The sequence below is a fragment of the Cognaticolwellia mytili genome (genome assembly GCF_002104475.1).
GTDB lineage: Bacteria > Pseudomonadota > Gammaproteobacteria > Enterobacterales > Alteromonadaceae > Cognaticolwellia > Cognaticolwellia mytili.
The window spans coordinates 137,391-163,472 of the sequence record NZ_NBOF01000001.1; the positions used below are offsets into that span (position 1 = coordinate 137,391).

Annotated in this window: 19 protein-coding genes and 1 tRNA gene; 14 read left to right on the plus strand and 6 right to left on the minus strand. The window is 38.5% G+C overall.

What is annotated here, in order from left to right:
* Positions 1-5: 5 nt before the first annotated feature.
* The gene (carB, locus tag B7C41_RS00505; protein WP_085296811.1) at positions 6-3,224 is read left to right on the plus strand and encodes a carbamoyl-phosphate synthase large subunit; all 3,219 of its coding nucleotides are present in this window, start codon (positions 6-8) and stop codon (positions 3,222-3,224) included.
* Positions 3,225-3,383: 159 nt separating this feature from the next.
* Positions 3,384-3,860 carry a transcription elongation factor GreA gene (gene greA, locus B7C41_RS00510; RefSeq protein WP_085296812.1) on the plus strand — a complete coding sequence of 159 codons (477 nt, stop codon included), beginning with the start codon at positions 3,384-3,386 and terminating at the stop codon, positions 3,858-3,860.
* Between the two features lie 64 nt (positions 3,861-3,924).
* On the opposite strand, the gene B7C41_RS00515 is transcribed toward greA, so the two are convergent.
* Together B7C41_RS00515 and yhbY are read right to left on the minus strand one after the other, a co-directional pair.
* On the minus strand, positions 3,925-4,269 hold the full coding sequence (locus B7C41_RS00515) for a rhodanese-like domain-containing protein (RefSeq protein ID WP_085296813.1): 345 nt from the start codon (positions 4,267-4,269) through the stop codon (positions 3,925-3,927).
* A gap of 324 nt (positions 4,270-4,593) precedes the next feature.
* Positions 4,594-4,890: a ribosome assembly RNA-binding protein YhbY gene (gene yhbY / locus B7C41_RS00520; protein ID WP_085296814.1), complete on the minus strand. Its 297-nt coding sequence runs from the start codon at positions 4,888-4,890 to the stop codon at positions 4,594-4,596.
* 213 nt (positions 4,891-5,103) lie between these two features.
* Here yhbY and rlmE point away from each other — a divergent pair, with 213 nt between their 5' ends.
* The 8 genes from rlmE (at position 5,104) to B7C41_RS00560 (ending at position 12,114) form a co-directional block, all read left to right on the plus strand.
* Positions 5,104-5,733 (plus strand): 23S rRNA (uridine(2552)-2'-O)-methyltransferase RlmE, encoded by a 630-nt coding sequence (rlmE, locus tag B7C41_RS00525; protein ID WP_085296815.1) that lies wholly within the window; start codon positions 5,104-5,106, stop codon positions 5,731-5,733.
* A gap of 58 nt (positions 5,734-5,791) precedes the next feature.
* Positions 5,792-7,750, plus strand: a complete 1,959-nt coding sequence (gene ftsH, locus B7C41_RS00530) for an ATP-dependent zinc metalloprotease FtsH (RefSeq protein ID WP_085296816.1) — start codon at positions 5,792-5,794, stop codon at positions 7,748-7,750.
* A gap of 228 nt (positions 7,751-7,978) precedes the next feature.
* Positions 7,979-8,767, plus strand: coding sequence for a dihydropteroate synthase (gene folP, locus B7C41_RS00535; RefSeq protein ID WP_085297654.1), 789 nt, complete (start codon positions 7,979-7,981; stop codon positions 8,765-8,767).
* Between the two features lie 58 nt (positions 8,768-8,825).
* Positions 8,826-10,163, plus strand: coding sequence for a phosphoglucosamine mutase (gene glmM / locus B7C41_RS00540; RefSeq protein WP_085296817.1), 1,338 nt, complete (start codon positions 8,826-8,828; stop codon positions 10,161-10,163).
* Positions 10,164-10,289: 126 nt separating this feature from the next.
* Complete coding sequence (gene tpiA, locus B7C41_RS00545) at positions 10,290-11,057, plus strand: triose-phosphate isomerase (protein ID WP_085296818.1); 768 nt, start codon at positions 10,290-10,292, stop codon at positions 11,055-11,057.
* A gap of 4 nt (positions 11,058-11,061) precedes the next feature.
* Positions 11,062-11,457 (plus strand): preprotein translocase subunit SecG, encoded by a 396-nt coding sequence (gene secG / locus B7C41_RS00550; RefSeq protein ID WP_085296819.1) that lies wholly within the window; start codon positions 11,062-11,064, stop codon positions 11,455-11,457.
* 77 nt (positions 11,458-11,534) lie between these two features.
* A tRNA-Leu gene (locus tag B7C41_RS00555) sits at positions 11,535-11,619 on the plus strand.
* Positions 11,620-11,862: 243 nt separating this feature from the next.
* On the plus strand, positions 11,863-12,114 hold the full coding sequence (locus B7C41_RS00560; protein ID WP_085296820.1) for a hypothetical protein: 252 nt from the start codon (positions 11,863-11,865) through the stop codon (positions 12,112-12,114).
* A 1,434-nt stretch (positions 12,115-13,548) separates the two neighbouring features.
* Here B7C41_RS00560 and B7C41_RS00565 read toward each other — a convergent pair.
* On the minus strand, positions 13,549-14,115 hold the full coding sequence (locus tag B7C41_RS00565) for a bacteriohemerythrin (RefSeq protein ID WP_085296821.1): 567 nt from the start codon (positions 14,113-14,115) through the stop codon (positions 13,549-13,551).
* Between the two features lie 419 nt (positions 14,116-14,534).
* Between B7C41_RS00565 and B7C41_RS00570 the strand changes: the two genes are divergently transcribed.
* Both B7C41_RS00570 and B7C41_RS00575 read left to right on the plus strand, forming a co-directional pair.
* Positions 14,535-16,163, plus strand: a complete 1,629-nt coding sequence (locus B7C41_RS00570) for a cytochrome D1 domain-containing protein (RefSeq protein ID WP_085296822.1) — start codon at positions 14,535-14,537, stop codon at positions 16,161-16,163.
* Positions 16,164-16,274: 111 nt separating this feature from the next.
* On the plus strand, positions 16,275-18,068 hold the full coding sequence (locus B7C41_RS00575; protein WP_085297655.1) for a NapC/NirT family cytochrome c: 1,794 nt from the start codon (positions 16,275-16,277) through the stop codon (positions 18,066-18,068).
* 123 nt (positions 18,069-18,191) lie between these two features.
* Here B7C41_RS00575 and B7C41_RS00580 read toward each other — a convergent pair whose 3' ends face one another.
* Together B7C41_RS00580 and B7C41_RS00585 are read right to left on the minus strand one after the other, a co-directional pair.
* Positions 18,192-19,079 (minus strand): dihydrodipicolinate synthase family protein, encoded by an 888-nt coding sequence (locus B7C41_RS00580; RefSeq protein WP_085296823.1) that lies wholly within the window; start codon positions 19,077-19,079, stop codon positions 18,192-18,194.
* 9 nt (positions 19,080-19,088) lie between these two features.
* Positions 19,089-19,865, minus strand: a complete 777-nt coding sequence (locus tag B7C41_RS00585; RefSeq protein ID WP_085296824.1) for an aldolase — start codon at positions 19,863-19,865, stop codon at positions 19,089-19,091.
* 115 nt (positions 19,866-19,980) lie between these two features.
* Here B7C41_RS00585 and pdxR point away from each other — a divergent pair, with 115 nt between their 5' ends.
* Positions 19,981-21,444: a MocR-like pyridoxine biosynthesis transcription factor PdxR gene (pdxR, locus tag B7C41_RS00590; protein WP_085297656.1), complete on the plus strand. Its 1,464-nt coding sequence runs from the start codon at positions 19,981-19,983 to the stop codon at positions 21,442-21,444.
* Between the two features lie 502 nt (positions 21,445-21,946).
* Here pdxR and B7C41_RS00595 read toward each other — a convergent pair.
* Positions 21,947-23,170, minus strand: coding sequence for an alpha/beta hydrolase-fold protein (locus B7C41_RS00595; protein ID WP_085296825.1), 1,224 nt, complete (start codon positions 23,168-23,170; stop codon positions 21,947-21,949).
* A 620-nt stretch (positions 23,171-23,790) separates the two neighbouring features.
* Here B7C41_RS00595 and B7C41_RS00600 point away from each other — a divergent pair.
* Positions 23,791-26,031 (plus strand): winged helix-turn-helix domain-containing protein, encoded by a 2,241-nt coding sequence (locus tag B7C41_RS00600; RefSeq protein WP_085296826.1) that lies wholly within the window; start codon positions 23,791-23,793, stop codon positions 26,029-26,031.
* Positions 26,032-26,082 lie beyond the last annotated feature (51 nt).

The following is a 26,082-nucleotide window of genomic DNA, read 5'->3' on the forward strand; positions in this document are numbered from 1 at the left end:
ATAAAATGGCAAAACGTACTGATTTAAAAACTATCTTGATCTTAGGCGCGGGCCCAATTGTTATTGGTCAAGCATGTGAGTTTGATTACTCAGGCGCACAAGCATGTAAAGCACTACGCGAAGAAGGTTACCGAGTAGTATTAGTTAACTCTAATCCTGCAACCATCATGACAGATCCTGAAATGGCCGATGCGACTTACATCGAACCTATTCACTGGGAAGTTGTTCGTAAAATTATTGAAAAAGAACGTCCTTGTGCAGTATTGCCGACTATGGGTGGTCAAACGGCATTAAATTGTGCGCTTGAACTCGAAGCTAAAGGCGTATTAAAAGAATTTAATGTTGAAATGATTGGCGCTACCGCTGACGCTATTGATAAAGCGGAAGACCGTAGTCGTTTCGACAAAGCAATGAAAGCGATTGGCTTAGATACGCCACGTGCTGAGATTGTACATACTATTGCAGAAGCCCACGAAGCAAGTAAAAACTTAGGTTTCCCTTGTATTATTCGTCCATCATTTACTATGGGTGGCACGGGTGGCGGTATTGCTTATAACCGTGAAGAATTCGACGAAATTTGTACTCGTGGCTTAGATCTTTCTCCAACCTCAGAATTATTGATTGATGAATCATTAATTGGTTGGAAAGAATATGAAATGGAAGTGGTTCGCGACAAAAATGATAACTGTATCATTATTTGTTCGATTGAAAACTTTGACCCTATGGGTATTCATACCGGTGACTCAATTACCGTTGCTCCAGCACAAACGCTAACCGATAAAGAGTACCAAATCATGCGTAACGCATCGATTGCGGTATTACGTGAAATTGGCGTTGAAACCGGTGGTTCAAACGTGCAATTTGGTATTTGTCCAGATACTGGTCGTATGGTTATTATCGAGATGAACCCACGTGTATCTCGCTCGTCAGCACTTGCTTCAAAAGCAACAGGTTTCCCAATTGCTAAAATTGCAGCGAAACTTGCGGTAGGTTACACGCTTGATGAATTAACTAACGATATTACCGGCGGTGCTACACCAGCATCATTTGAACCGACTATCGATTACGTTGTGACTAAAATCCCACGTTTTAACTTCGAAAAATTTGCCGGTTCAGAAGATCGACTGACAACCCAAATGAAATCTGTTGGTGAAGTGATGTCTATTGGTCGTAACCAACAAGAATCACTACAAAAAGCGCTACGCGGCTTAGAAGTGGGTGTAAATGGTTTTGACTCTATGGTTGATGTTACCCAACCTGGCGCTAAAACTAAAATTATGCATGAGCTTCAAGAAGCTGGTGCTGACCGTATTTGGTATGTAGCCGATGCTTTCCGTTTGGGGTTGAGTGTTGATGATATTTTCCGTTTAACCAAAATTGACCGTTGGTTCTTGGTGCAAATCGAAGACATTATTTTAGAAGAAGCGAAAGTAGCAGAAGGCGGTTTGAAAGTTCTAACTCCTGAATACTTACGTAAACTAAAACGTAAAGGTTTTGCTGATTCTCGTTTGGCGGCACTTATTGGTGTTGCAGAAGCTGAAGTACGTAAGAAACGTCATAATGCTGATATTTTCCCAGTATACAAACGTGTTGATACTTGTGCGGCAGAGTTTAGTTCAGATACAGCATACATGTACTCAACGTACGATGAAGAATGTGAAGCAAATCCAACTGATAATGACAAAATCATGATCTTAGGTGGCGGTCCTAACCGTATCGGCCAAGGTATTGAGTTTGATTATTGTTGTGTGCATGCTGCATTAGCACTTCGTGAAGACGGCTATGAAACTATCATGGTTAACTGTAACCCTGAAACGGTTTCAACCGATTACGATACCTCTGATCGTTTATATTTTGAGTCAATCACTTTTGAAGATGTGCTTGAAATTGTTCGTATCGAGAAGCCAAAAGGCGTTATTGTACAATACGGCGGTCAAACACCACTTAAATTAGCGCGTGCTTTAGAAGCTGCAGGCGTACCTATTATTGGTACTTCACCAGATGCGATTGATCGTGCAGAAGACAGAGAACGTTTCCAACAAGCGGTTGACCGCTTAGGTTTATTACAACCTGAAAACGCTACGGTAACATCGCTTGATGAAGCCATGGCAAAAGCTGAAGCCATTGGCTTTCCATTAGTGGTTCGTCCATCTTATGTTTTAGGTGGTCGTGCAATGGAAATCGTTTACGACTTAGATGATTTACGTCGTTACATGACCGAAGCTGTAAGTGTTTCTAACGATTCACCAGTACTACTTGACCATTTCTTAGATGATGCCATTGAAGTTGATATTGATGTGGTATGTGATGGTACTGATGTGGTTGTTGGCGGCATAATGCAACATATTGAACAAGCAGGTGTTCACTCCGGTGACTCAGCATGTTCATTACCGGCTTATAGCTTAAGCCAAGAAGTGCAAGATGTTATGCGCAAGCAAGTAACTGACTTAGCCTTTGAATTAGACGTTGTAGGCCTAATGAATACGCAAATGGCCGTTAAAGACGGTAAAGTTTACTTAATCGAAGTAAATCCACGTGCGGCACGTACTATTCCATTTGTTTCAAAAGCAACGGCTGTGCCTTTAGCGAAAGTCGGCGCTCGCGTTATGGCGGGTAAAACTTTGAAAGAGCAGGGTATTACCAGAGAAGTTATTCCTCCGTACTTCTCTGTTAAAGAAGTGGTTATTCCATTTAACAAGTTCCACGGGAGTGATCCTCTTGTTGGCCCAGAAATGCGTTCAACGGGTGAAGTTATGGGGGTAGGCGATACGTTTGAAGAAGCGTATGCAAAAGCTAATTTAGGCGCTGGTGTATCTGTACCCAAAGATGGCCGAGCATTGGTTTCTGTTCGTCATAGTGATAAAGGTCGTGTAGTTGAATTAGCGAAACAAATGGTTGCCTTAGGTTATGAACTTGATGCTACACATGGCACCGCGATCATTCTAGGTGAAGCGAATATACCGTGCCGTCTAGTAAATAAAGTTCACGAAGGTCGTCCACATATTCTAGATAGAATTAAAAATGGCGAATACAACTACATTATTAACACCACAGAAGGTCGCAAAGCTATTGAAGATTCTAAAGTGTTACGTGGTGGTGCTTTACGTTACAAAGTCGCATATACTACAACATTGAATGCTGCATTTGCTGCTTGTCAGTCACATGCTGCCGATGACCGTAACATTGTAACGTCAATTCAAGAGTTACATAAACGTTGTAAATAAGTTACTTAAGCGATGAGTTTGTTAAAGCTGTATTCATAACAAACTCGCTATTTACTTAAGTAAGAAAATTATTTATTGGCGAATTATTTTATAAAGGTGGTTACCTTCTATTAATAGAAATAGGTAAGCCGCCTTTCTTGTTATAGAAAGAAGAGTAAAATGACAAAATACCCAATGACACTTCTTGGTGCTGAACAATTAAAAGAAGAACTGAAATTTTTAAAAACCGAAAAGCGTCCACGCATTGTTAAAGACATTGCTGATGCCCGTGAACATGGTGACTTAAAAGAAAATGCTGAATATCATGCTGCAAAAGAAGAGCAAGGTTTCTGTGAAGGTCGTATTCAAGATATTGAAGGTCGCTTATGTAATGCACAAGTTATTGATGTAACGAAAATACCAAACAATGGCAAAGTTATCTTCGGCACCACAGTAACCTTATTAAATATTGATACTGAAGTTGAAGTAACTTACAAAATAGTCGGTGATGATGAAGCTGACTTTAAAACTGGTCGTATATCCTTAAATTCACCTATTGCTCGTGGTTTAATCGGTAAAGAAGTGGATACTGAAATTGAGATTACTACGCCAGGTGGCATTGTTGAGTATGAGATTGTTTCGGTAGAGCATATTTAACTATACCAATAAGCACTGTTTGTGTGACAGTGCTAAATTAAGCTGAAACCAGTATTTTTTAATGTTACTGGTTTTTTTGTGCCTGACATACATCATCATGTTTGCAGCTAATGGCCTTAACGTTTGTGTAGCCAATACGTTGAAGTTGCTCTGCTGCTAATGTTGCGCGACCACCAGAAGCACAATGCAAATAAATCTCCATATCAGCGTTGGGACAATGTTTAGTAATATTCATTTCTAGTACACCACGTGGTATTTGAATTGAGTTTTCAACCGGTGAGTTTGTAAATTCCGCAGGTTCACGCACGTCAATAAAAATTGCATTTTTGTTTTTATAGGCTTGCTCAGCGTTAATACACTCAACAGACGCTTTCGCTTGGGCAACTAATTCTGGTATAGACAAAATCATTTCAAAACCTTTTCATCATTTATATAATATTAATATCATTAAACTAGTGCCCACTTTTGCTGGTTAAAATAATTCTAGGCTGCGTTGCTCTCAATCACAATAGCTAGCTATTGCTTAATCGAGCGCCTTGCCTTGATTTATTTTTTCTACGCAAAACAAGAACACAAACTTAATGAAATTGATATAACATTCTATGCCAAGGTAAAAATAATGTATATTAGTTTTTTCTAATGTAGGAGCTTTGCTATTTTTGATAATATTTTAGATACAAAAAAAGGGCAGTAGCCCTTTTTAAAATAAAACTTAATCAATTTTAGAAAATGATTAAATTTTCGGCACACGAATTTTCTTTTCTTCGCTTTGACGGAAAACAACAAGTGTTTTACCAATCACTTGCACTTTTGTTGACTTCGTTTCACGACAAATAGCCTCAACAATAAGTGCTTTAGTTTCACGATCATCGGTTGGAATTTTAACTTTGATTAATTCGTGATGATTTAAAGCGAAATCGATTTCTGCAACTACCGCTTCTGTAAGGCCGTTGTTACCAAGTAATACAACGGGTTTAAGGCTATGTGCTAGGCCTTTTAAATATTGGATTTGTTTTTTATTTAAGATCATTAACAATTTTCGTTACAAGTTAGCTTGAATTATCACTATTTTACCTCCATCTAGTTTGTAATACTAATATTGTTTGCAAAGTGATACATTTTTAATATTTTTTATTAGCAATTTTATTTGAGATAGCGTGTCTTTATCTTAAGGAATAATAGTAAAATAAACCCTAACTAAGGTTGCAGCGCTTTAAGCAGCATGAATATATAAGTGAGCTAGATGAGTAAAAATAAGGTCAGTGTCAGTAGTGCTCGATGGCTGAAAGAGCATTTTGATGATGAATACGTTAAAAAAGCACAAAGATTAGGGCTTCGCTCGCGTGCTGTTTTTAAAATTGAAGAGATAAATAAAAAAGATAAACTTATTAAGCCAGGCATGAAGGTAGTTGACTTAGGTGCGGCTCCTGGTGGTTGGTCAGAATATGCAACTAAGGCTGTTGGTGATAATGGTCAAGTGGTTGCCTGTGATATTTTGTCTATGGATCCGATTGCAGGTGTTGACTTTCTTCAAGGTGATTTTCGTGAAGAAGCAGTATTAGATGCATTATTGACAAGAATTGACGGTAAAAATATTGATGTTGTGATGTCTGATATGGCAGCAAATTTTACTGGTAACGAAGTTGCAGACGCGGCGCGTAGCATGTATTTAGTGGAGTTAGCGCTAGATATGTGTAATCAAGTATTAAAGAAAGATGGCGCTTTTGTTGTGAAAGTGTTCCAAGGAGAAGGCTTTGAGCAGTTTATGAAAGATGCTCGAGCCGCATTTAAAACCGTTAAGACTCGCAAGCCTGAATCGTCACGTGCTCGTTCACGTGAAGTTTATCTTGTGGCGACCGGCTTTAAATTGTAGTAAATTAGATGGAATTATTTCATCGCACCATTTTGAACATTAGCAAGAGGTCATTAAGTTGAGCGATATGGCAAAAAATCTTATTTTATGGTTAGTTATTGCAGTTGTATTAATGTCTGTTTTCCAGAGTTTTACCCCTGGAAGCGACAATGAACAACAAGTAGATTACACACGATTTATCCAAGACGTACGTCAAGGGCAAATTCGAGAAGTTGACGTTGATAGAAATGGCGTTATTAATGGTATTAAACGTAGTGGTGAAAACTTTGTTACTGTTATCCCTGGCGGCTATGATCGTGATTTAATTAACGATTTAGTTAAGCAAGGTGTTAACGCTTCTGGTGAGTTGCCAGAAGAACAAAGTTTACTTACGTCAATATTCATTTCATGGTTTCCGATGATACTGCTTATTGGGGTGTGGATATTCTTCATGCGTCAAATGCAAGGCGGTGGTGGCAAAGGGGCAATGAGTTTTGGTAAGTCAAAAGCAAAATTACTAAGCGAAGATCAAATTAAAACGACTTTTGCTGATGTTGCTGGTTGTGATGAAGCCAAAGAAGAAGTTTCAGAATTAGTTGATTATCTAAAAGATCCTTCGCGCTTTCAAAAACTTGGTGGACGCATTCCATCTGGTGTTTTAATGGTAGGCCAACCTGGTACAGGTAAAACTTTATTAGCTAAAGCTATTGCGGGTGAAGCGAAAGTACCTTTCTTTACTATTTCTGGTTCAGACTTTGTTGAAATGTTTGTAGGTGTTGGTGCTTCACGTGTTCGAGATATGTTCGAGCAAGCGAAAAAATCAGCGCCATGTATTATCTTTATCGATGAAATCGATGCTGTAGGTCGCCAACGTGGTGCCGGCATGGGTGGCGGTCATGATGAACGTGAGCAAACACTTAATCAAATGTTAGTTGAAATGGATGGTTTTGAAGGTAATGAAGGTGTAATCGTTATTGCTGCGACTAACCGTCCAGACGTGTTAGACCCTGCGTTGCTGCGCCCAGGCCGTTTTGATCGTCAAGTAACCGTAGGTTTACCTGATATTCGTGGTCGTGAACAAATTCTTAAAGTGCATATGCGTAAAGTTCCATTAGGTGATGATGTTAAAGCATCAGTTATTGCCCGTGGTACACCTGGCTTTTCTGGCGCTGATTTAGCTAACTTAGTTAACGAAGCTGCATTGTTTGCTGCTCGTTCAGCACGTCGTGTTGTTGGTATGGCTGAATTTGAAAAAGCTAAAGATAAAATAATGATGGGCTCAGAACGTCGTTCAATGGTAATGAATGAATCTGAAAAAGAAATGACTGCTTATCATGAAGCAGGTCACGCCATTGTTGGTCGTTTAGTGCCAGATCATGACCCTGTTTATAAAGTGAGTATTATGCCGCGTGGTCGTGCATTGGGTGTAACGATGTACTTACCTGAGCAAGACAGGTTTAGTCATAGCAAGCAACACTTGGAAAGTAATATCTCATCACTATATGGTGGTCGTATTGCTGAAGAAATGATTTATGGTTTTGAAAAAGTTTCCACGGGCGCTTCAAATGATATTGAACGTGCTACGCAGCTTGCTCGTAAAATGGTAACTCAATGGGGCTTTTCTGAGAAAATGGGTCCGATGTTGTTCGCTGAAGAAGAAGGTGAAGTATTCTTAGGTAGAACATCTTCTAAATCATTAAATATGTCAGACGATACTGCACATGCTATTGATGAAGAAATTAGAGCTTTTGTTAACCGTAACTATGAGCGAGCAGCAAAAATATTGAAAGAAAATGAAGATATTTTACATGCGATGAAAGACGCCTTAATGGAATACGAAACAATTGATGCATTGCAAGTTGATGACTTAATGAATCGTACTAAGGTTCGCCCGCCAGCTGACTTTGATGCAACTAGCTCTGATGACAGTTCAAATAATGCTGACTCAAGCAAGCCATCAGCAAAAGTTGATAGCGAAAAAAAGGAGTCTTCTGAACCATCAGATTCAACTGATACTTCAGACATTCCAGCTAAATAGATAATACATAAAAGTCTAAAGCCTCAATGGTTTAAATCAATTGATTTAATACTTATTGAGGCTTTATTATTTTAGCGTTTACCCGTTAGCTACTAGCTTGTAAACGCTAAAATAATAAATGCTAGTTTGGCCATATGCTTGGTTGAATATAAGCTAAATGAAGAGAAAATTGTGCTTAAGCAAATTAACTGCCCTAATTCAATCGTAGATCTATCATCGCCGCAAGTGATGGGGATTCTTAATGTGACTCCTGACTCTTTTTCTGATGGTGGTAAATTCACTCATTTTGATCATGCACTCGATCAAGTTGAAAGTATGATTACTGCTGGTGCGACAATTATTGACATTGGCGGTGAATCGACACGACCTGGTGCCAAAGACGTTAATGAAAAAGACGAACTTGAGCGTGTAATTCCAGTATTAAAAGCTATTAAGCAAAAGTTTGATGTTGTGGTTTCTATCGACACTAGCAAAGCATCAGTGATGAAAGCAGCTATTGAAAGTGGCGCTGATATAATTAACGATGTACGTGCGCTGCAAAATGAAGGCTGTTTGGCGGTGTTGGCAAATAGTGACGTACCTATTTGTTTAATGCATATGCAAGGTTTGCCTAGAACAATGCAAAACGAGCCAACGTACAGTAACGTTGTTGACGATATTATTTTATTCTTTGAACAACGTATTAACGCTTGTGTTGAAGCAGGTATCACCAGAGAGCGTTTGATTTTAGATCCCGGCTTTGGCTTTGGTAAAACGTTAGCGCAAAATTTTCATTTGTTGGCCAATTTATCATCGTTTGAAAAGCTAAGTTGCCCAATACTTGTAGGCACATCTCGTAAGTCTATGATCGGTAATTTATTAAGTCGAGATGTTGAACAACGTCTTGCGGGTAGCTTAAGTACCGCAATTCTTGCTGCTCAGCAAGGTGCAAAAATCATTCGTGTTCATGATGTCGAAGAAACCGTAGACGCATTAAAAATACTAAAAGCTGTAGCTGATAATCAAATAGTCAGTTAAGCATAAATTTATGCAGTGAAATGCTAATAGCAAAGCGTTAAGCGCAATGGAGACAATAATGTCAGAAAGAAGATATTTTGGTACTGATGGAATTCGTGGCTTGGTAGGTCAATACCCAATTACACCGCAATTTGTCATGAAGCTAGGTTATGCCGCAGGTCGTGTTTTAGCGGCACAAGGTACTAAAAAAGTATTGATAGGCAAAGACACGCGTATTTCTGGTTATATGTTGGAATCTGCACTAGAAGCTGGCTTCTCAGCGGCAGGTATTGATATTGGCTTACTAGGGCCAATGCCAACACCAGGTATTGCATATTTAACAAAAACTTTTCGTGCGGAAGCCGGCATTGTTATTAGTGCTTCACATAACCCGTTTTATGATAATGGTATTAAGTTCTTCTCACAAGACGGGCAAAAGTTACCTGATGCTGTTGAGTTAGCTATTGAAGCAGAATTGGATAAGGAAATGGGCTGCGTTGAATCAGCTGACTTAGGGAAAGCGAATCGAATTGACGATGCTGCTGGTCGTTATATCGAATTTTGTAAAAGTAACTTTCCAAGCCAGTATTCATTAAAAGGCATTAAGATGGTGGTTGATTGTGCACATGGCGCAACTTATCACATTGCGCCCAACGTTTTTCGTGAACTAGGTGCTGAAGTTATTGAAATTGGTACTGCACCGAATGGTACTAATATCAACTATGAATGTGGTGCTACCTCTATGGCTGCTATTAGCGCTGCCGTTGTTGAACATAATGCTGATTTAGGTATTGCCCTTGATGGCGACGGTGATCGTTTAATGATGGTTGACCACACCGGTTACATTATGGACGGTGATGAATGTGTGTATGTTATTGCTTGTAATGATTTACAAAGTGGTAGTATTCGCGGTGGTGTTGTTGGCACGTTAATGAGCAACATGGGCTTAGAGCTTGCGCTTGCAGACATGGGCGTACCATTTGCGCGAAGTAAGGTCGGTGATCGCTACGTAATGGAAATGCTTAAGCAGAAAGGATGGCAGTTAGGAGCAGAAAACTCTGGCCATGTTATTAACCTTAATCATACCTCTACAGGTGATGGCATTATCGCAGCATTAAATGTATTAACAGCGGTTTGCAATACAGGTAAAACCTTATTTGAATTGCGTCAAGGCATGAAGAAATTACCACAAGTTTTAGTGAACGTTCGTTTTACCGGTGATAGCGACCCATTAGTGAACAGCGCTGTTGTTGCTGCTGTGCATCAAGTGAATGATAAACTAAGTGGTCGCGGCCGAGTATTACTAAGAAAATCAGGCACAGAGCCACTTATTCGCGTAATGGTTGAAGGGCCTGAACATGATGAAGTGACCGCACTAGCAAACGAAATTGCTGATGCCGTAAAGCTAGCTTGTTAACGATAATTGTTTACTGATTTGCTTTGTCGGACGAATATTGAGCAATTGAACGAGATATTGCTTGAAAAACTTGTATCTTGCCTACAGGTTAGTTAATATCTCGCCGCTTTGATTTAGGAATGAAATATGAATAGACGCGCAATAGTTGCAGCAAACTGGAAAATGAATGGCAGTTTAGCTTTAGTCAACTCAATGGTTTCAGAGTTAAATAACGTAACGTTAAATGAAAATGTTGAAGTCGTTGTTTGTCCTAGCTTTCCTTACTTAGCGGCATTTAGCTTGGCAAGTGCTAATGCGAACTTAGTTAAAGCATTTAGCTTAGGTGCTCAAAACTTAAATGAGCATGCTAAAGGCGCTTTTACTGGTGAAATTTCAACTTCAATGTTAAAAGAAGTTGGCGTGAATTATGTAATATTAGGACATTCAGAGCGTCGTAGTATTTACAATGAATCAAGCTCACTAGTGGCACATAAAGTTAAAACTGCTTTAGATGCTGGTCTTAAGCCTATTTTATGTATAGGTGAAAGTGAAGACGAGCGCGTTGCAGAGCAAACCGAAACTGTTTTAGCCGCACAATTGCAGCCGGTTATAGACGAAATCGGTATTGAAAGATTTACAGATGTTGTTATTGCGTATGAGCCTGTTTGGGCAATAGGTACTGGAAAAACAGCATCGCCAGAAATGGCACAAGCAACTCATCAATTTATTCGTAAATTTATCGCGAAAGTTGATGAAAACATCGCAGTTAAACTGCCGTTGTTGTATGGTGGCAGTGTCAATGCGACAAACTGTGAAGAATTATTTGCACAAGCTGATATCGATGGTGGATTAATCGGCGGTGCTAGTTTAAAAGCCGATGAATTTAAAATAATTTGTTCGGCAGCAAAGGGATAATAAAATGTTGTATCAAGTGTTAATCGTAGTGTATTTGATCGTTGCCTTATGTTTAATTGGTCTAGTGCTAATTCAACAAGGTAAAGGTGCCGATATGGGCGCATCATTCGGTGCTGGTTCTTCAGCCACCATTTTTGGTTCAAGTGGTTCTGGTAACTTCTTAACTAAAACGACTACTTATCTAGCTATTGCATTTTTTGTAATCAGCTTAATATTAGGTAACTTAACAGCGAATCGTGTTAAATCAGGTGCTGACTTTGATAACTTAGCTGTACCAGCAGGCCAAGTTGCTCCAGCAACAGATGCTATCCCTACTGAAAGCCTTGAGCCTAAAGTAGACAATGCTGACGTACCTAGTAGCGACGCTGTAGCAGAAAAAGATAGCGACATACCAAACTAGTCTAAAAATTAAGTTAGCTTGTTTTCCTCAGAATAAGCAAAACGACTTAATAAAATATATAGTTTAAAAAGTTTAATGCAGATGTGGCGGAATTGGTAGACGCGCCACCTTGAGGGGGTGGTGCCTTAGGGCGTGAGAGTTCGAGTCTCTCCATCTGCACCAAATACAGGTTCAACAAGAACCGTTAAAGACCCGAAAGCCTAGTTAAAACAAGGTTCTCGGGTTTTTTTATGTCTGTACTTTTCTGATAAAGATTTGCAGTATCTGGAATATTTATCACCATCAGTGGTAACACTGATAAGATTGGATGATCTAGTTGCTATTAAAATAGTTAGAATGACCAACCGCGGGCTAACATAGGCGTTAAAACAGCTAAACCAAAAGAGAAAAATTATGATTTTTTAGATGGTGAGAGACTACAGTTATGGGGTAGTACCAAGAGAACGACAAGCAGGCTCTTTAGCGACGACCACTTCACCACGAAAAAATAAAAAATTTAGTTTAGAACCGCACCTAACAGTAAAATTCGCTGATGTTAGGAAGCTACGCTCAAACCCAAAAGAATTACTCGCCAATAATATTTTCACTAAAGCACTCTATGAGTATTTATTAAGTGATAAAAGTCTAAAATTATTTTTACGCTTGAGTGTATCGTAGAATAATGGTCTTGAACTGAAATATACGATTGTTTGGCGTAACTTTGAAAGGGTTTTTAATATAGGGCCATTGTCCTATTGATAAATCATTTATGGATGAAGCTACGAGAACATTAAGGATTCTCGTCGCCAAAGGGGGGCTGAGGGCTACAAATAAGACATAAGCTGGTATTTATCAAGTTATGTGCCTTGCCATTAATACAGGCTTACTACATCACCACTTGTTGTCATAAATATTACCGTGTTAATAATGTACTGAGCATTGTTAGTATTTATAGTGACGATAGCTTTATAAGCTGGTTAGCTATCTAAATTACTGCCTTGTATGGATGCTTAGTAATTATGGTTTAATTATACGGTAAGTGAATTAACAAGAAATGATTTTTATGCCTAACTTATTTAAAATTAAAGATATTACGTAATATTTAATTTGTCGGCCATATAGTTTAGAAAGACTTTTTACTATTATTAAGTTGCCAATTCACGGTATTGCTTCCCTTTTTTACTCTAAATACAATTAATTCTCATTTATCTGTTGACATCACAATAAAATAATAGATAATGAGAATCATTCTTGTTTAGGTATTGCAAAGCCGAATTGTAATACAAAAATAAGAAGTTATAGGCTCTAACATTGATAAAGCAATATAGGTCCTATTTACGAGTATAAGAACAAAAGTTAACAGAGCTAGGCTGAGGTTGCTATTTCCTCCAATAGTTGACCTAAGTTGGTTTAATACCTTTATTAGATTTTTCACGAGTTTAATAAAAGGTCATTTTAACTAGGCTCTACAGCAATATTATTTTGCCATGTTAGTTGTTTGTAATTTCTCGTAAATAGGTTTCTATTTCATTTGGTAGTACTTGTTTGAGCAAAGATGATTTTATATGAACTTAGTACAGTTGCTAAGTTCATAAAGCAGAATTAGGTTGATTGGATGATAGCAATAATATCGTTTAATTGGCTTAGTATCGTATTTACTCAAACGTTGCCGAAAACGGAAAAGTAAGTACAACCATGATAGTTAGTCTTTATATTAACAGTGAATTGTGTGTTTCATTTTAATGTGAATAGCAACGGCTAATTATTATGTTCGGAGGTAACTCCAAAACTAGCACGTGTGTAATATTTAGTTAAAAGTAAATTTCTATCGATATTTCGTTGAAAATGAGTAATTTTTCTTTAGAGTGTTTTTGCCCAGGATCTCAAATCCTTTAGAGTTAAATTATGCAATAAATAGGCGAAAGTAGTAAGAAGGATAACCATTAAGTTAGCACTAACTTAATGGTTTGAAATCGTTATTTCCACATGGACTGGAAATTTTCAAGGACGAAGTAAAACAAGGAGTTTGAGAGTTATCATGAATAAATCATTCATGATAGGTAGGGCCAGTTAACGCTGGCCCTTTCTTTTACCCATAATAAAGCTGGATGCTTATTTCACACCGTGTTGATTTAAGTGTGAAGTATATTCTTTATCAGTACCATTAATATGGTTAATCAACCAGTTAGATAGAAAACTACTGATTTCATTTAATGAGTCATGGCCTTTTTCGTTATATAAATCCATAAAACTATTTACTTGCTCAATCATCTTTTTATGTTGTGCTTTATGGGCGATAACATCAGGATAATTGTGTTGTTCTAACAATTGTTCTTCACGCTCAAAGTGATATTTTGTATAGTTGATCAAATCATTTAATGCGTCACGCTCATACTCTTCACTCATGGCATAATCATAGGCCATGGTGAATTGGTTTAACAAGCTGATTAGCTTCTTGTGATCATTGTCTAGGCTATCTATACCGACACTATATTCGTCCTTCCAGACCATTTCATTTGTTTTTACTGTCTTTTTATAAAATATTGGAATCAGCACTAATACCGTAATAAGTATCCATGAAATAGGGTTGGTAATACTTGATAAAAACCCCAAAAATATGGCGACAATAATTAAGCCTACTATGGCGGCGTATATTAACGATTTACTGCGACTATTCATAAATAATACTCATATCAAAATGTGGTTAAATTATTAAGTTCTCAGCAATTCTAATACGAATTGCGATTAATTCGCGTAAAACCTTTTTATTTGTTGACCTCGATCAAGTTGTAAATGCATTCCGCTTCAAAGTTTTTAAAACTTGATCTGTGTCAGGTTTTTTCTTTGCAAAGTAATGAATAGTTACACTACTTTATATTTGTTCTCGGCTTGAACAATTAGTCAGCATTAAATACTTAATTGTTGCTAGTTGAAAAATTAAAGCCTAATACATTTTATACAAACTACAAATTTGTCTATCTATTGTCTACATTGTTAAAGGTATCAAATAAGAATGTAGCTGATAGAAAACTTAGATGGATAAGAAATACACACATTAAAACATAAAGCTAGTTAATTTTGTAAATGGAGATGATCCTATGAAAACGATTAAATATAGTCTTTCAGCACTTGGTTTAGCAATTGGTATGGCAGCTACAGGCCTTAGTATGTCAGTGTCTGCTGCTGAGCCTACGCTGTCTGAAGCTGATTTTGAAAAAGCGCAATTACAGTACTTTCAACGTTGTGCAGGTTGTCATGGTACTTTGCGTAAAGGAGCTACAGGTAAAAACTTAGAGCCAAAAAACACGCTTAAAAAAGGCCAAAAACGTCTAGAGAAAATTATTGCTCTAGGTACTGAAGGCGGTATGAATAACTTTGATGACTTGTTTACTAAACAAGAAATTTCAAACATGGCAACATTTATTCAAATGACTCCACCGGTTCCGCCGGAAATGTCTTTAGAGCAAATGCGTTCACATACTAAAGAGTATATTGCGCCGAAAGATTACCCAACTAAGCCATTGCATGGTTTAAATTGGAAAAATTTCTTTGTTGTTATTGAACGTGACGCAGGTACTGCGGCAATCATTGATGGCGACACTAAAAAAGTTATCACACATATCGATACGGGTTACGCAGTACACGTAATCAAAGGTACTGAACATCATAAAGTTGACCATGCAAAAGATATTGGTCGTTTTTGGTACACAATCGGTCGCGACGGTAAAGTTAATAAAATCGATTTATGGCAAACGCCTGAAAAAATGTTAGTTGCTGAAACTAAAATGGCATATGACGCTCGTGATATCGCTGTTTCGGGTGACGGTAAATACGTTGTTGCCGGTGGTTACTGGCCAGCACATTTCGTTATCATGGACGCTGTAACGTTAAACCCACTTAAAGTTGTTTCAACTCGTGGTTATAACACTAAAGGTGAATTTGTTAATGAAGCACGTGTAGCAGCTGTTTACACTTCTCCTAATAAATCAGAGTTTACTATCGCTGTTAAAGAAACAGGTCAAATGTTACAAGTTGACTACAGTGATTTAGATAACTTAACTATTACCAGCATCGCGTCTTCTGAGTTCTTACACGATGGTTTCTACGATCCAACAGGCCGTTATTTCCAAATTGCTGCTAACGCATCAAACAAAATGGTAGTTGTTGACACTGAAACAGGTAAATTAGAAGCACAAATTGATGTTGATTCTTTACCACATCCTGGTCCAGGCGCTAACTGGATTGATAAAAAATGTGGCCCTGTTGGCGGTACAACTCACTTAGGTACTGGTTTAGTATCTGTTTGGGGTAATGACCCAATCAATCACCCTGATAGTGCTTGGAAACTATGTTATGAAGTTGAAACAGATGGTGCTGGCGCATTCATCCGTACTCATCCAACGTCACAATATGTTTGGGCTGATCAACTGAAACATCCTGAGCCAGAAATTCAACAGTCTGTACAAGTATTTGATAAAGATACTCACGAAATTGTTAAAACTATCCGTGTAACAACTGAGCCAGGTAAAGCAGCTCTTCACATGGAATTCAACGATGATGGCACAGAAGTTTGGGTTTCAGTTTGGAACCGTAAAGATGCGAAGAACCCAACAGGTGAAATCGTAGTATATGATGCTAAAACACTTAAAGAGTTACATCGTATTAAAGGTTTAACAACACCAACAGGTAAGTTCAACGTATATAACCGTATGAACCACAAAACCTAGTAAGTAACTTAATTTAAAGGATGATATATAAATATCATCCTTTTATTTTAGGTTAGTAGGTATAGCAGTGCTATGCCTACGCTTTTTCGCTTTATTCTGTACGAGTTAATTATGGTAAATAACACAATAAATAAACCTAGTTTTTGGTCACGTAGATTAGTTCTAGGTACAACAGTAGCTGGCGCAGTGATGTTCTTCGTTGTAGGTATTGTCTTTTGGGGTGGTTTTAACACTGCAATGGAAGCAACGAACACAACAGAATTCTGTATCAATTGTCATGAAATGAAAGACAATGTGTATCAAGAGTATAAGCCGACCATACATTATTCGAATAGAACGGGTGTAAGAGCAGGTTGTCCTGATTGTCATGTGCCAAGACCTTGGATCCACAAAGTGGTCCGTAAAATTCAAGCATCATATGAGGTTTATGGTTGGTTAACAGGAAAATTAGACACTAAAGAGAAATTCGATGCGCATCGATTTACCATGGCAAAAAGCGTTTGGAAAGCGATGAAAACAACTGATTCAAGAGAATGTCGTAATTGTCATAACTTTGAATCGATGAATCCAGAATTTCAAAAACCACGTGCACGTAAGCAACATTTAAACGCATTCGAAACAGGCCAAACTTGTATTGATTGCCATAAAGGGATTGCGCATCACGGGGTAAGAGACAAATTATCGGACGAAGAACTAGAAGCGCTGGAAGCACCAAATCCTGCTTATATTCGTGAAGTTCCTCAAATGTACAAAGATGGCTTAGCGCGTGTAGAAGCAAAAGAAGCCGCTGAAAAAGCAGCTTTAAAAGCTGAAAAAGAAGCTGAGAAAATTAAGGTTCAAGCACAAATTGAAAAAGCAGTTGCTGACGCGACAAGTAAATTGAGTAAAGCGCCTCAGGCAGCAGTTGTAGAAAGTAATGCGGCGGCATCAGCAAGCACTAGCGATATTAATGTTGATTGGAGCAAAGCTAATGCAACCGATATCGGGGTATTCTACCCAGGTACAGCATCTATTGAGTGGGTGTTAGGTCGTAAGCATGGTGGCAAACGTGCGTTTACCAAAGGCGACCGTTGTGTAGAATGTCATGGTGAAGAGATTGCTGATATTGGCAATAATATAGCATCTGGCGAAAGTGAAAAGGTTGAAGACCCGGCACTCATTCCTGGTAAACGCGGCAGTTTTGACGTTACTATTAATGCCGCACATGATGCAGAAAATCTATACCTGAAATTTAGCTGGGCCGACGGTGAACATACGCCTGCACCATTTGTAGATGGCGGTAAAATGGATCCAGCAAACTCAATGAAACTAGCATTCATGGTAGCAACAGATGAAGTTGAGTATGCTGATAGAGCCGGCTGTTGGGGTACATGTCATGCAGACGTTAACGGTATGCCGTTCGTACCAGAAAAAGATGTATTAATGGGCTCAGACTTAGCTAAACGTTTGGATTTTAGCAACGGTTTAACTAAATATACTAAAGAGTCTCGAACTAAACTTGAATTGAAAGGTCGTCGTGGTAAAGCACTTGGTGGCTGGGACCAGTTAAAAGATGAAGCTGACATTAAAGCAGCTGTCGATTCGAACAAGTTTATGGACATCGTTCGCTATAAAGCAGGTGAAGGTAAAGTTGAAGATGGTTATATTTTAGCTGAACGTCAAATGCACGGTGGACAAGGTGGCGAAGTTAACGCAATACTTGAAAACGGCACTTGGACTGTTATGGTAAAGCGTAAGCTTAAGTCAGACAAAGCAGGCGATGTAAGCATTGAAGCGGGCACAGTATACAACTTCGGTTTTGCTATCCATGATGATTACACTAACGGTCGCTATCACCATGTATCATTTGGCTACAAGCTAGCACTTGATAATGATGAAGCCGAAATTAATGCAGCAAAACTTTAATCTTTTGGGATAAAGTACAACGCTGTAAAGTAATTAACTAGCTTACGTGAAATAAGCCAAGAAAATGAAAAGCCTTTTGTGAAAACAAAAGGCTTTTTTAATAGCGTAACTTTTTACTCTACCTTAATAGACACAATTCATCTCAGTTAACATGTTTTTTAGTGTTTTTTGAGCAGATTCAGTTAAAGGCAATAACGGTTTTCTAGGCTCACCTTCTAGTTTTCCTTGAATTGATAAACCTGATTTAACGGCGGCAGCCAATCCTGAGGTTACAATAAACTCAAGAAATTCATATTGTTGATAGAATAAGGCTTGAGCTCTATCTTTATTGCCTTGTTTAACTGCATCAAATAACTGTTTGGGTTGATCACCAATTAAACAAGGTGCTGCAGTACACCAGCCACTTGCCCCAGCCGTTAGCGCTTCCAAAGCCATATGATTACAGCCATTGAAGAATGGCACTTTTCCTTTAGATAACTTGTGAATTTTATGCATGCGTTGAATATCACCCGTACTCTCTTTAATCACGCAGGCGTTTTTAATGCTGCCAACCATAGTCAGCATGAATTGCGGAGACATATCGACACCACAGGTCGCAGGGTTGTTATATATCATGATAGGCAATGGCGTTGCATTTGAAATGTTTTCATAGTGTTGAAATAGCTCAGCTTCATTTAATTTGTAGTAAGAAAATGGCGAAACCATGATCATGTCAGCGCCGATAGCATGAGCATATTTGGCACGTTCTATTGCTTTTTCAGTAGTTAATTCAGCGATACCAATAACAACCGGCACTTTTTTATTTACATACTTAACTGTGTATTTTGCAACTTGTTCCCATTCAAATTTAGTTAAGTAAGTTGCTTCGCCAGCACTGCCTAATGCCGCAATAGCATCTACTTTTGAGGTCAGTAGAATGTCTATAACTGTACCTAGTTTTTCAAGATCAACGCCTTTAATTAAATCACTAAAAGGCGTAATAGGGTAACCAATAATTCCGGATAAATTCATCTTATTTCCTTATATACAATCGTTATGTTTTTTAAGTGCTTGTCTTGCGTAATAGGCAAAATTAACTTTATTTCTTTTATCTGTTGAAACCCAATCATGAGCTTCTTGAGCGAGTTCATGAGGCAGCGGCTGTACTTCACCAGCGGCCATTGCGAGAAGCTGCAATTTAGCAGCACGCTCAATTAAAATTGCTAGGTTGCAAGCTTCTTCAATCGTTTTTCCGGTAACAAGTTGGCCATGATGAGCGAGAAATACAGCTCGGTTATTGCCTAGCGCTTTTGAAATAAGTATGCCTTCCTCGTTTCCTACAGGCACACCAGGCCAGTCAGCTACAAAGGAAGTGTCGTTATATAAACCACAGGTATCCATTTGAGAAATAATCAAAGGAACCTTAAGCATTGATAGTGCTGCAATATGGGTTGGGTGTGAGTGAACAATACAATTAACTTCAGGGTGTTCTTTGTATATCCAAGTATGAAAGCGGTTAGCAGGGTTAGCCATGCCTTCGCCATTTAATGGTTTAAGATCTTGGTCTACTTCCATTAAGTTATTCGCTGTTATTTCATCAAAACCTAAGCCAAATTTTTGTGTTAAAAATGAATCTGGGTTTTTAGCACGACAGGTAATTTGTCCCGCTAAGCCTGCGTCGTGGCCCTTATCAAATAAAATACGGCAGGTTAGCGCGAGTTTTTGTCGATCACTGAGGTCAATATCCTTAATGATGTTCTTCATGTCAGCTTGCGCACTTTGCATAAGCTCTTGTTTGCTTGATGTACTTGTTTTCAATTTCTATATCCTTACTTATTTTTAACTAGAGATATAATTTAGCGTTAATCTGGACCTGTGATAACATCCAGTTTTGCTAAGTGTTGTGGTCCAGATGGGTCAAGTGAAGGGTGGTATGTTAAGACCATGGGAAGTACAGTTTTGGTTAGAAGATAGCCCAGGTAAAACCTTACATTCAAAACTTTTGAATAAGCTAACAACAGACATTAAAGATGGTCGACTGAACCCCGGCAGTATGTTGCCCGGAACACGTTCTTTAGCAAGTCAGTTAAAAGTGAATAGGAAAACGATACAACAGGTTTATGAGGAACTCGAATCACAAGGATGGTTGGAAACAAAACCAAGATCTGGCACTTTTGTATCAAGAGTGCTACCAGAGCAAGGGCTTACCGCTAAAAATGCGAGTCTGACCAATCAAAAATATAAAACTAAATCGTCTTCTGAGTTAATTGAAACACTTTATCAAGGCGCTCTTGATTCCTATGGTGATATGGCTGTTAGCAATGATGGTACTCCCGATACACGGCTAATTCCTTACCAGTTGCTAGCAAAAGCTTATCGCCGAGTTTGTCTTAACTTAGGTCGTCATTCAAACCTTGGTTATGGTGATCCTCGTGGAACAATAGAGTTACGTAATTCGGTGAAAAAAATGCTATCTGAAGATAGGTTTATGAACTGTTCTACTGAGCAAGTATGCATAGTGAGAGGAAGCCAAATGGGTATATATTTGGCTTCAAGAGTATTAGACCCAAGTAAAGGGGCTATTGTGATGGAAGAGTTATGCTACTCACCAGCACGAGCTGCATTTGAGTCTAATGGTTTTAAAATATTGAAATGTAAGCTCGATGAGAAAGGTTTAAACGTTGACCATTTACAAGAGTTATTGCTTAGCAATAAAGTAGCCGGTGTTTATATTACTCCCCATCATCAATATCCAACAACGGTATGCTTGACTATGGATAGAAGGTTAACGTTATTGGAATTGTCTAAACGCCATAAATTTGCCGTAATAGAAGATGATTATGATCACGAGTTTCACTATGAAGCTAATCCGATTCCACCGCTGATAAGCCTGCCGAATTCAGAGAATGTTATTCATATAGGTTCTATGTCAAAGGTTTTTGCACCGGGCTTAAGGCTAGGCTATATCGCTGCCGATAAGGTATTTATAGAAAGAGCAGCACAAGAGATTGTACTTATCGACAGACAGGGCAATATTGTCACTGAACATGTTATATCAGATTTAATGGAATCAGGGGAGGTAAGAAGACATATCCGTAAAACAAGAAAACAATATGAAGCGAGAAGAAACTTTGCTGCTAAAGAATTTATCCGAATATTTGGCAATAAAGTTTCATTTACTTTACCTACGGGAGGAATGGCGATATGGCTCGACATATCGAAGCTTGTTAAAGGACAGGAATTTAAAACGCTACACAGCGAAGATTCTACCTCGAATACATTTTATACAGATGAGTTAGTTGCTCCTAGCCATATTCGTTTTGGGTTTGGTGCGATTAATGAAAAAGAAATTACACATTCAATTGTTAAATTGTCAAAAATGTTAAAGGGGGAATAAGGGGTAATGACTAAAAACTGATACTGGTTCTAACTTAATCCTACAGTTAGTTAGGTCTAATGTTGCCACAAAGCCGACGCTTTTCATGAACCCAAACCATCGTTTCTAATGATCACTTTGATACGATAGCGGACGTTCTACACAGATATAAATATATTGTTTAACCATAGATATTGCCAATTAATCGGATAGAATGACTGGCAAAAATGCCACCAAAGCGGTCATTCAAATAATTGTGTAACTTTCAGTACTTTTTGCTTTAGCAAGCCAGTATGATTTTTTGTTTGGGTGGGTGGCTAGATTTTATACCTGATGTCCTTTTTATTTTTTCTTCTATCTTAGCTAATGGTACCAATTACGGTTTATATAAAATGGCTAATATTTCCGACCGTTCAATGGGAGAATTACGTAGTGTGGATAGCCATTCATACACACAAAAAGTCTAGGTGTATACAAATAGCCTACTAGAGCAAGGTTCTCACTATTCGACGGATAATAGGTTCTATAGTCTTTGCAGCCACCGTTTAGCAAGCGAAAAATCTGGATCAATTGTCAGTGCTTTTTCGTACATGGCCTTAGCATTTTCAAGCTGCCCTTGAGTTTGGCGTACAAGACCCATTCCGAGATAAGAGTACTTCCCGTCGGGATACACTTTTAAGGAATATTGAAAGATTTCTTCTGCGGCAATTAAATTCTTACTTCTTGTAGTGACAAAACCAAGGTCAAATAGGACCGATATAGGTGTCTGGATTTCATACCCGTATCGTTTTGATAACCTATCGAAATGTTGTGTCACTTTATCTAACGATTCCAGGTTTTCACGGAAATTGAAGGGATTGTAGTCAGGATACAACGCAAAAAGAAACTGTGTGAAATCCATCGCTGGTACGTGACCTTGATTCACCAGTTCATCCACTTTATAGGTAAAACTCTCTGGTTTATGGTCTGCTAAAACGCGAGTGAATTCAGAAACGTGATTTGTTAACCCTTCATCATCGCTGTAAATGATGTGTAGAAACCTGTTTTCCGAAAGCGTTTTTAACGGACCTGATTTTATTTTTTGTTGAAGCACTTCCGGTATAATCATAAGGGATGGGCTGCTTGCAAAATAGCTATTAAACAAAAGGGGGTTATTGAGTAGCGTGTAAACAGTGAAAAAGCCACTGTTAGAGCCGCCAAAAAGGACTCTGAATGGAGCAGTACGGTATGTACTATCAACGTGCGGTATCAGCTCTGTCTCAAAAAAGTTAATATAATTATCCGGAATTGTTGTGTCTTGATTTTTCCTTGTTGGCAACAAAATACTATTTCCTTCGGGTAAATCTATTCCAACAAGTATCATCTCAGGAATTTGTCCTTCGCCCATGTAGTCTAGTGTAGAAGCTAACATGGCGAACCTAGCTCGGTAATCTGAACCCAACATATAGAGTACGGGATAGGTTTTCCTTGAACTATCGTAGTTAGCAGGTAAATGGATTGATAGTGGAATAGTTTTGTTTAACACTTTTGACTTAAGTGAAGATATTTCGCCTAAGGTAACTGCCGGCTCACTGCGCTCTGTAGATTCCATACTGGGCGCGGAGACTTCAGGAGTTACCCCATGTGTTTTTTCTATAATTGGTGAATCATTGTTTTTTGATACTTGTTTTGTAGTGCAGGCACTTAAAAATATGGCGAATACAAGTATTAAAATAAAATGTAGTTTTTGCATTGAGTAGATTTTCATATTGTTTCCTGTTTTCAAATCAACGAGTTATTTAACTTCCATATTGAAGTCGCTTTCTATTGCTTTAATGTGATTGAAGAGTCAATTTAAGCTAACCGACTTTAAAATACCTGACGTTCTTATGACTTTTAGATGATTTTGTTCTGACGGCGATAAGGACGTTTTTGATTGCAGTTATATCGCCTGCTTTAATTTTTCCGACAGCGTCAGATTAGCACCCCATTTTACTAAGGGTCTATTCTGAAATTGCGTGAGCTAAAGCTTCTTACTCCATATTATTTAACCTCAACTCGGCTTAAGCATCGTCATCCAATAAAGCTAGTTAAGCGCCTATCTACGTTGTTGATGTGCCAAATAGCTCGCTATTCGGATACATAAACGCCTTGATATCCACTTAACTAACATCATTGGAGATACCGGATTTATTAAAAATTTTGATTATCAATATATTATGACATTCAGTAAACCGAGTTGAGGTTATTTAACATATTAGTGACAGTGGATATCCTTTCAGCTTCAGTAACAAAGTAAGGCTTAGCAAAAATTAGACTTCATGCTAAGGTGACCCTCTTGTTTTAATTGACTCTTAAACGTCAACATTCATCATGGAAAACAAACACATGGACACGCAGTATTGGGTCGGTGATTTTTTTATTGATTTAACTCGAAATCAAATCACCCAGAAAATGCACTCACAGACGATTCCACCTAAAGCATTGGCTGTATTAACTTACCTAGCCAAAAACGCTAATAAAGTTGTTAGCCATGATGAATTATTATCAGAAGTGTGGCCTGATACTGTGGTGACACCAAATACATTGCATAGAAGCATCGCTCAATTAAGAAAAGCACTGGGTGAGGGCAACCTGTCCTTTATTAAAACCCACCCTAAACAAGGTTATAGCCTGGAGGTTGAAGTTCGATGGCAGAACAATATCAATTCGACAAGCACTGATGTTACAAGCGATGCTTTTACAAGCAACCACAGCTCCCAAGAAGATACAGTCGACGACTCTCAGGTTAAAGACAGCACTGCCCCAGATTCAGCTCAGCATTCTGCGCCATCGCGAGTGGCTTTAAAACTGATTTCTATGGTCGCTGGGGGCATTATTCTAGCTATTATTGGCTATCAGAATCTAACTCCCAAACAAACGCCACAATTAACTTTTGATAAGTTACGCGTGCTTACCGCCACTGACGACAAAGAATTTGATGCGACCTATACACCTGACGGAAACTACATTGTTTTTCATCGTTATTTAGATAAGTTATGCGTGAATAAAATATGGGCCAAAAACATAAGCACTCAAAAAGAAATCCAGCTGACCAATGATTGGGGGGCTTATGGTCGTCATAGTTTTTCTAAAGATGGCAAGAAATTGGTATTTTTAGCAACCCAACCTTGTAACCAGCCTGTTACCCAAAGAGATTGCTACGATTTGGTGAGTTTAGACTTTGATAAATCGCTTAAAAGCCCTCAACAGCCAAGCGTAATACTGAAGTGTAAAAACTCAATCCTAAAGAAACCCTCCTGGTTAAATGACGGCAGTATTACCCTGAAACAAAGAGATTCAAACGGTTGGAAGTTAATTAATTATTCACCAAGCTTGAATAAAAGCACTGACTTATATGTTCCCAACGACGGGAGTGTAATCGATTATGCTTATTCGGTCGCGGATGACTTGATCGCTGTGGCTCGTATTCATAAAGATGGTAAGCAATATATCGAACTCATCAGTCCTGATGGTAAACTTTTATCCAGCCACCCGATTGAGCGCCTACCGGAAATATCGAAATTCCGCTCTCTCTACCCTAATTTTGATCCTTTAAACAAACAGCTTTTCTTTAGCACGGGCAGACAACTCTTTACGCTTTCCTATGAAGGTAAGGTCACCAAAATCAATTCTCCCTTTGGCGACAGAATGACGCAACCTGAATTTCATCCAAGCGGTAAAAAGTTACTCATGCTAAAGGGACCCTATGATAGTGATATTGTGAAAGTACCGCTGAATGAAATCACTGGGATAGGACTGCAAACACATCGTTCTGAGACACAAACTAGCCAATCTCAACCCGAATCGTCCCAATCGAAGTTGTCCTCGTCGAATCAGCCAACTAACTATGCAATATTTGAACGCACAAATCTTGGAGAGGACTATGCACTTTTTCAACCTGGAGGTAAGCTAATTGCTTTCTTGTCAGAACGTTCAGGCGAAGAGCAGCTTTGGGTAAGTGATGGGAAAGATTCACAAAAGCTCACTAATTTCCCACTGGATACTTATATCAATGGAATCGATTGGGCGGAAGATGGTAAAAGCCTTTTAGTCAATGCCAACAACGTGCTTACACAGGTATTTCTAGATTCAACTCAAAAAACCTTTCCAATGGAACATCCGGTGAGTCAACTCTACCAATGGGAAAGTAAAAACAATAGTGCATTAATGGCAGTAAGGATCGAAGGGATAATAAAAATTGTGGAGTTCGACTTAAATAAGTCAGACTTCAGAGAAGTAAGCGATAAGTTTGTGTTCTGGACACTTAAAAGTGAGGATGGTCGATTGATACTTTACGATCACATGGGTCAATTTTGGAAACCCGGCCCTGTTGAGCCTCAGCAAATTAAAGCATTAAACAAACAGGGCGGTAAATCCAGATCCTTCGTGATTAAAAACAATATAATCTATGATATCAACGATGATAATCAATTGTGGTCCTACGATCTTAATAACGACGATTTTAAAATTCTAGGAGAGGTAGGTGACAATGTCGATTATCTAACTGATATTGATCAGACGCAGCTTTTGATGACTATTCAGGTTTCCGCAAAAAAAGAAGTGGTTGAACTCTCGTTGAGTAAATAGAGCGCACCTTCAACTTCAACGCAGCCAGCAGGAGTGCAAGCTACTGGTGAG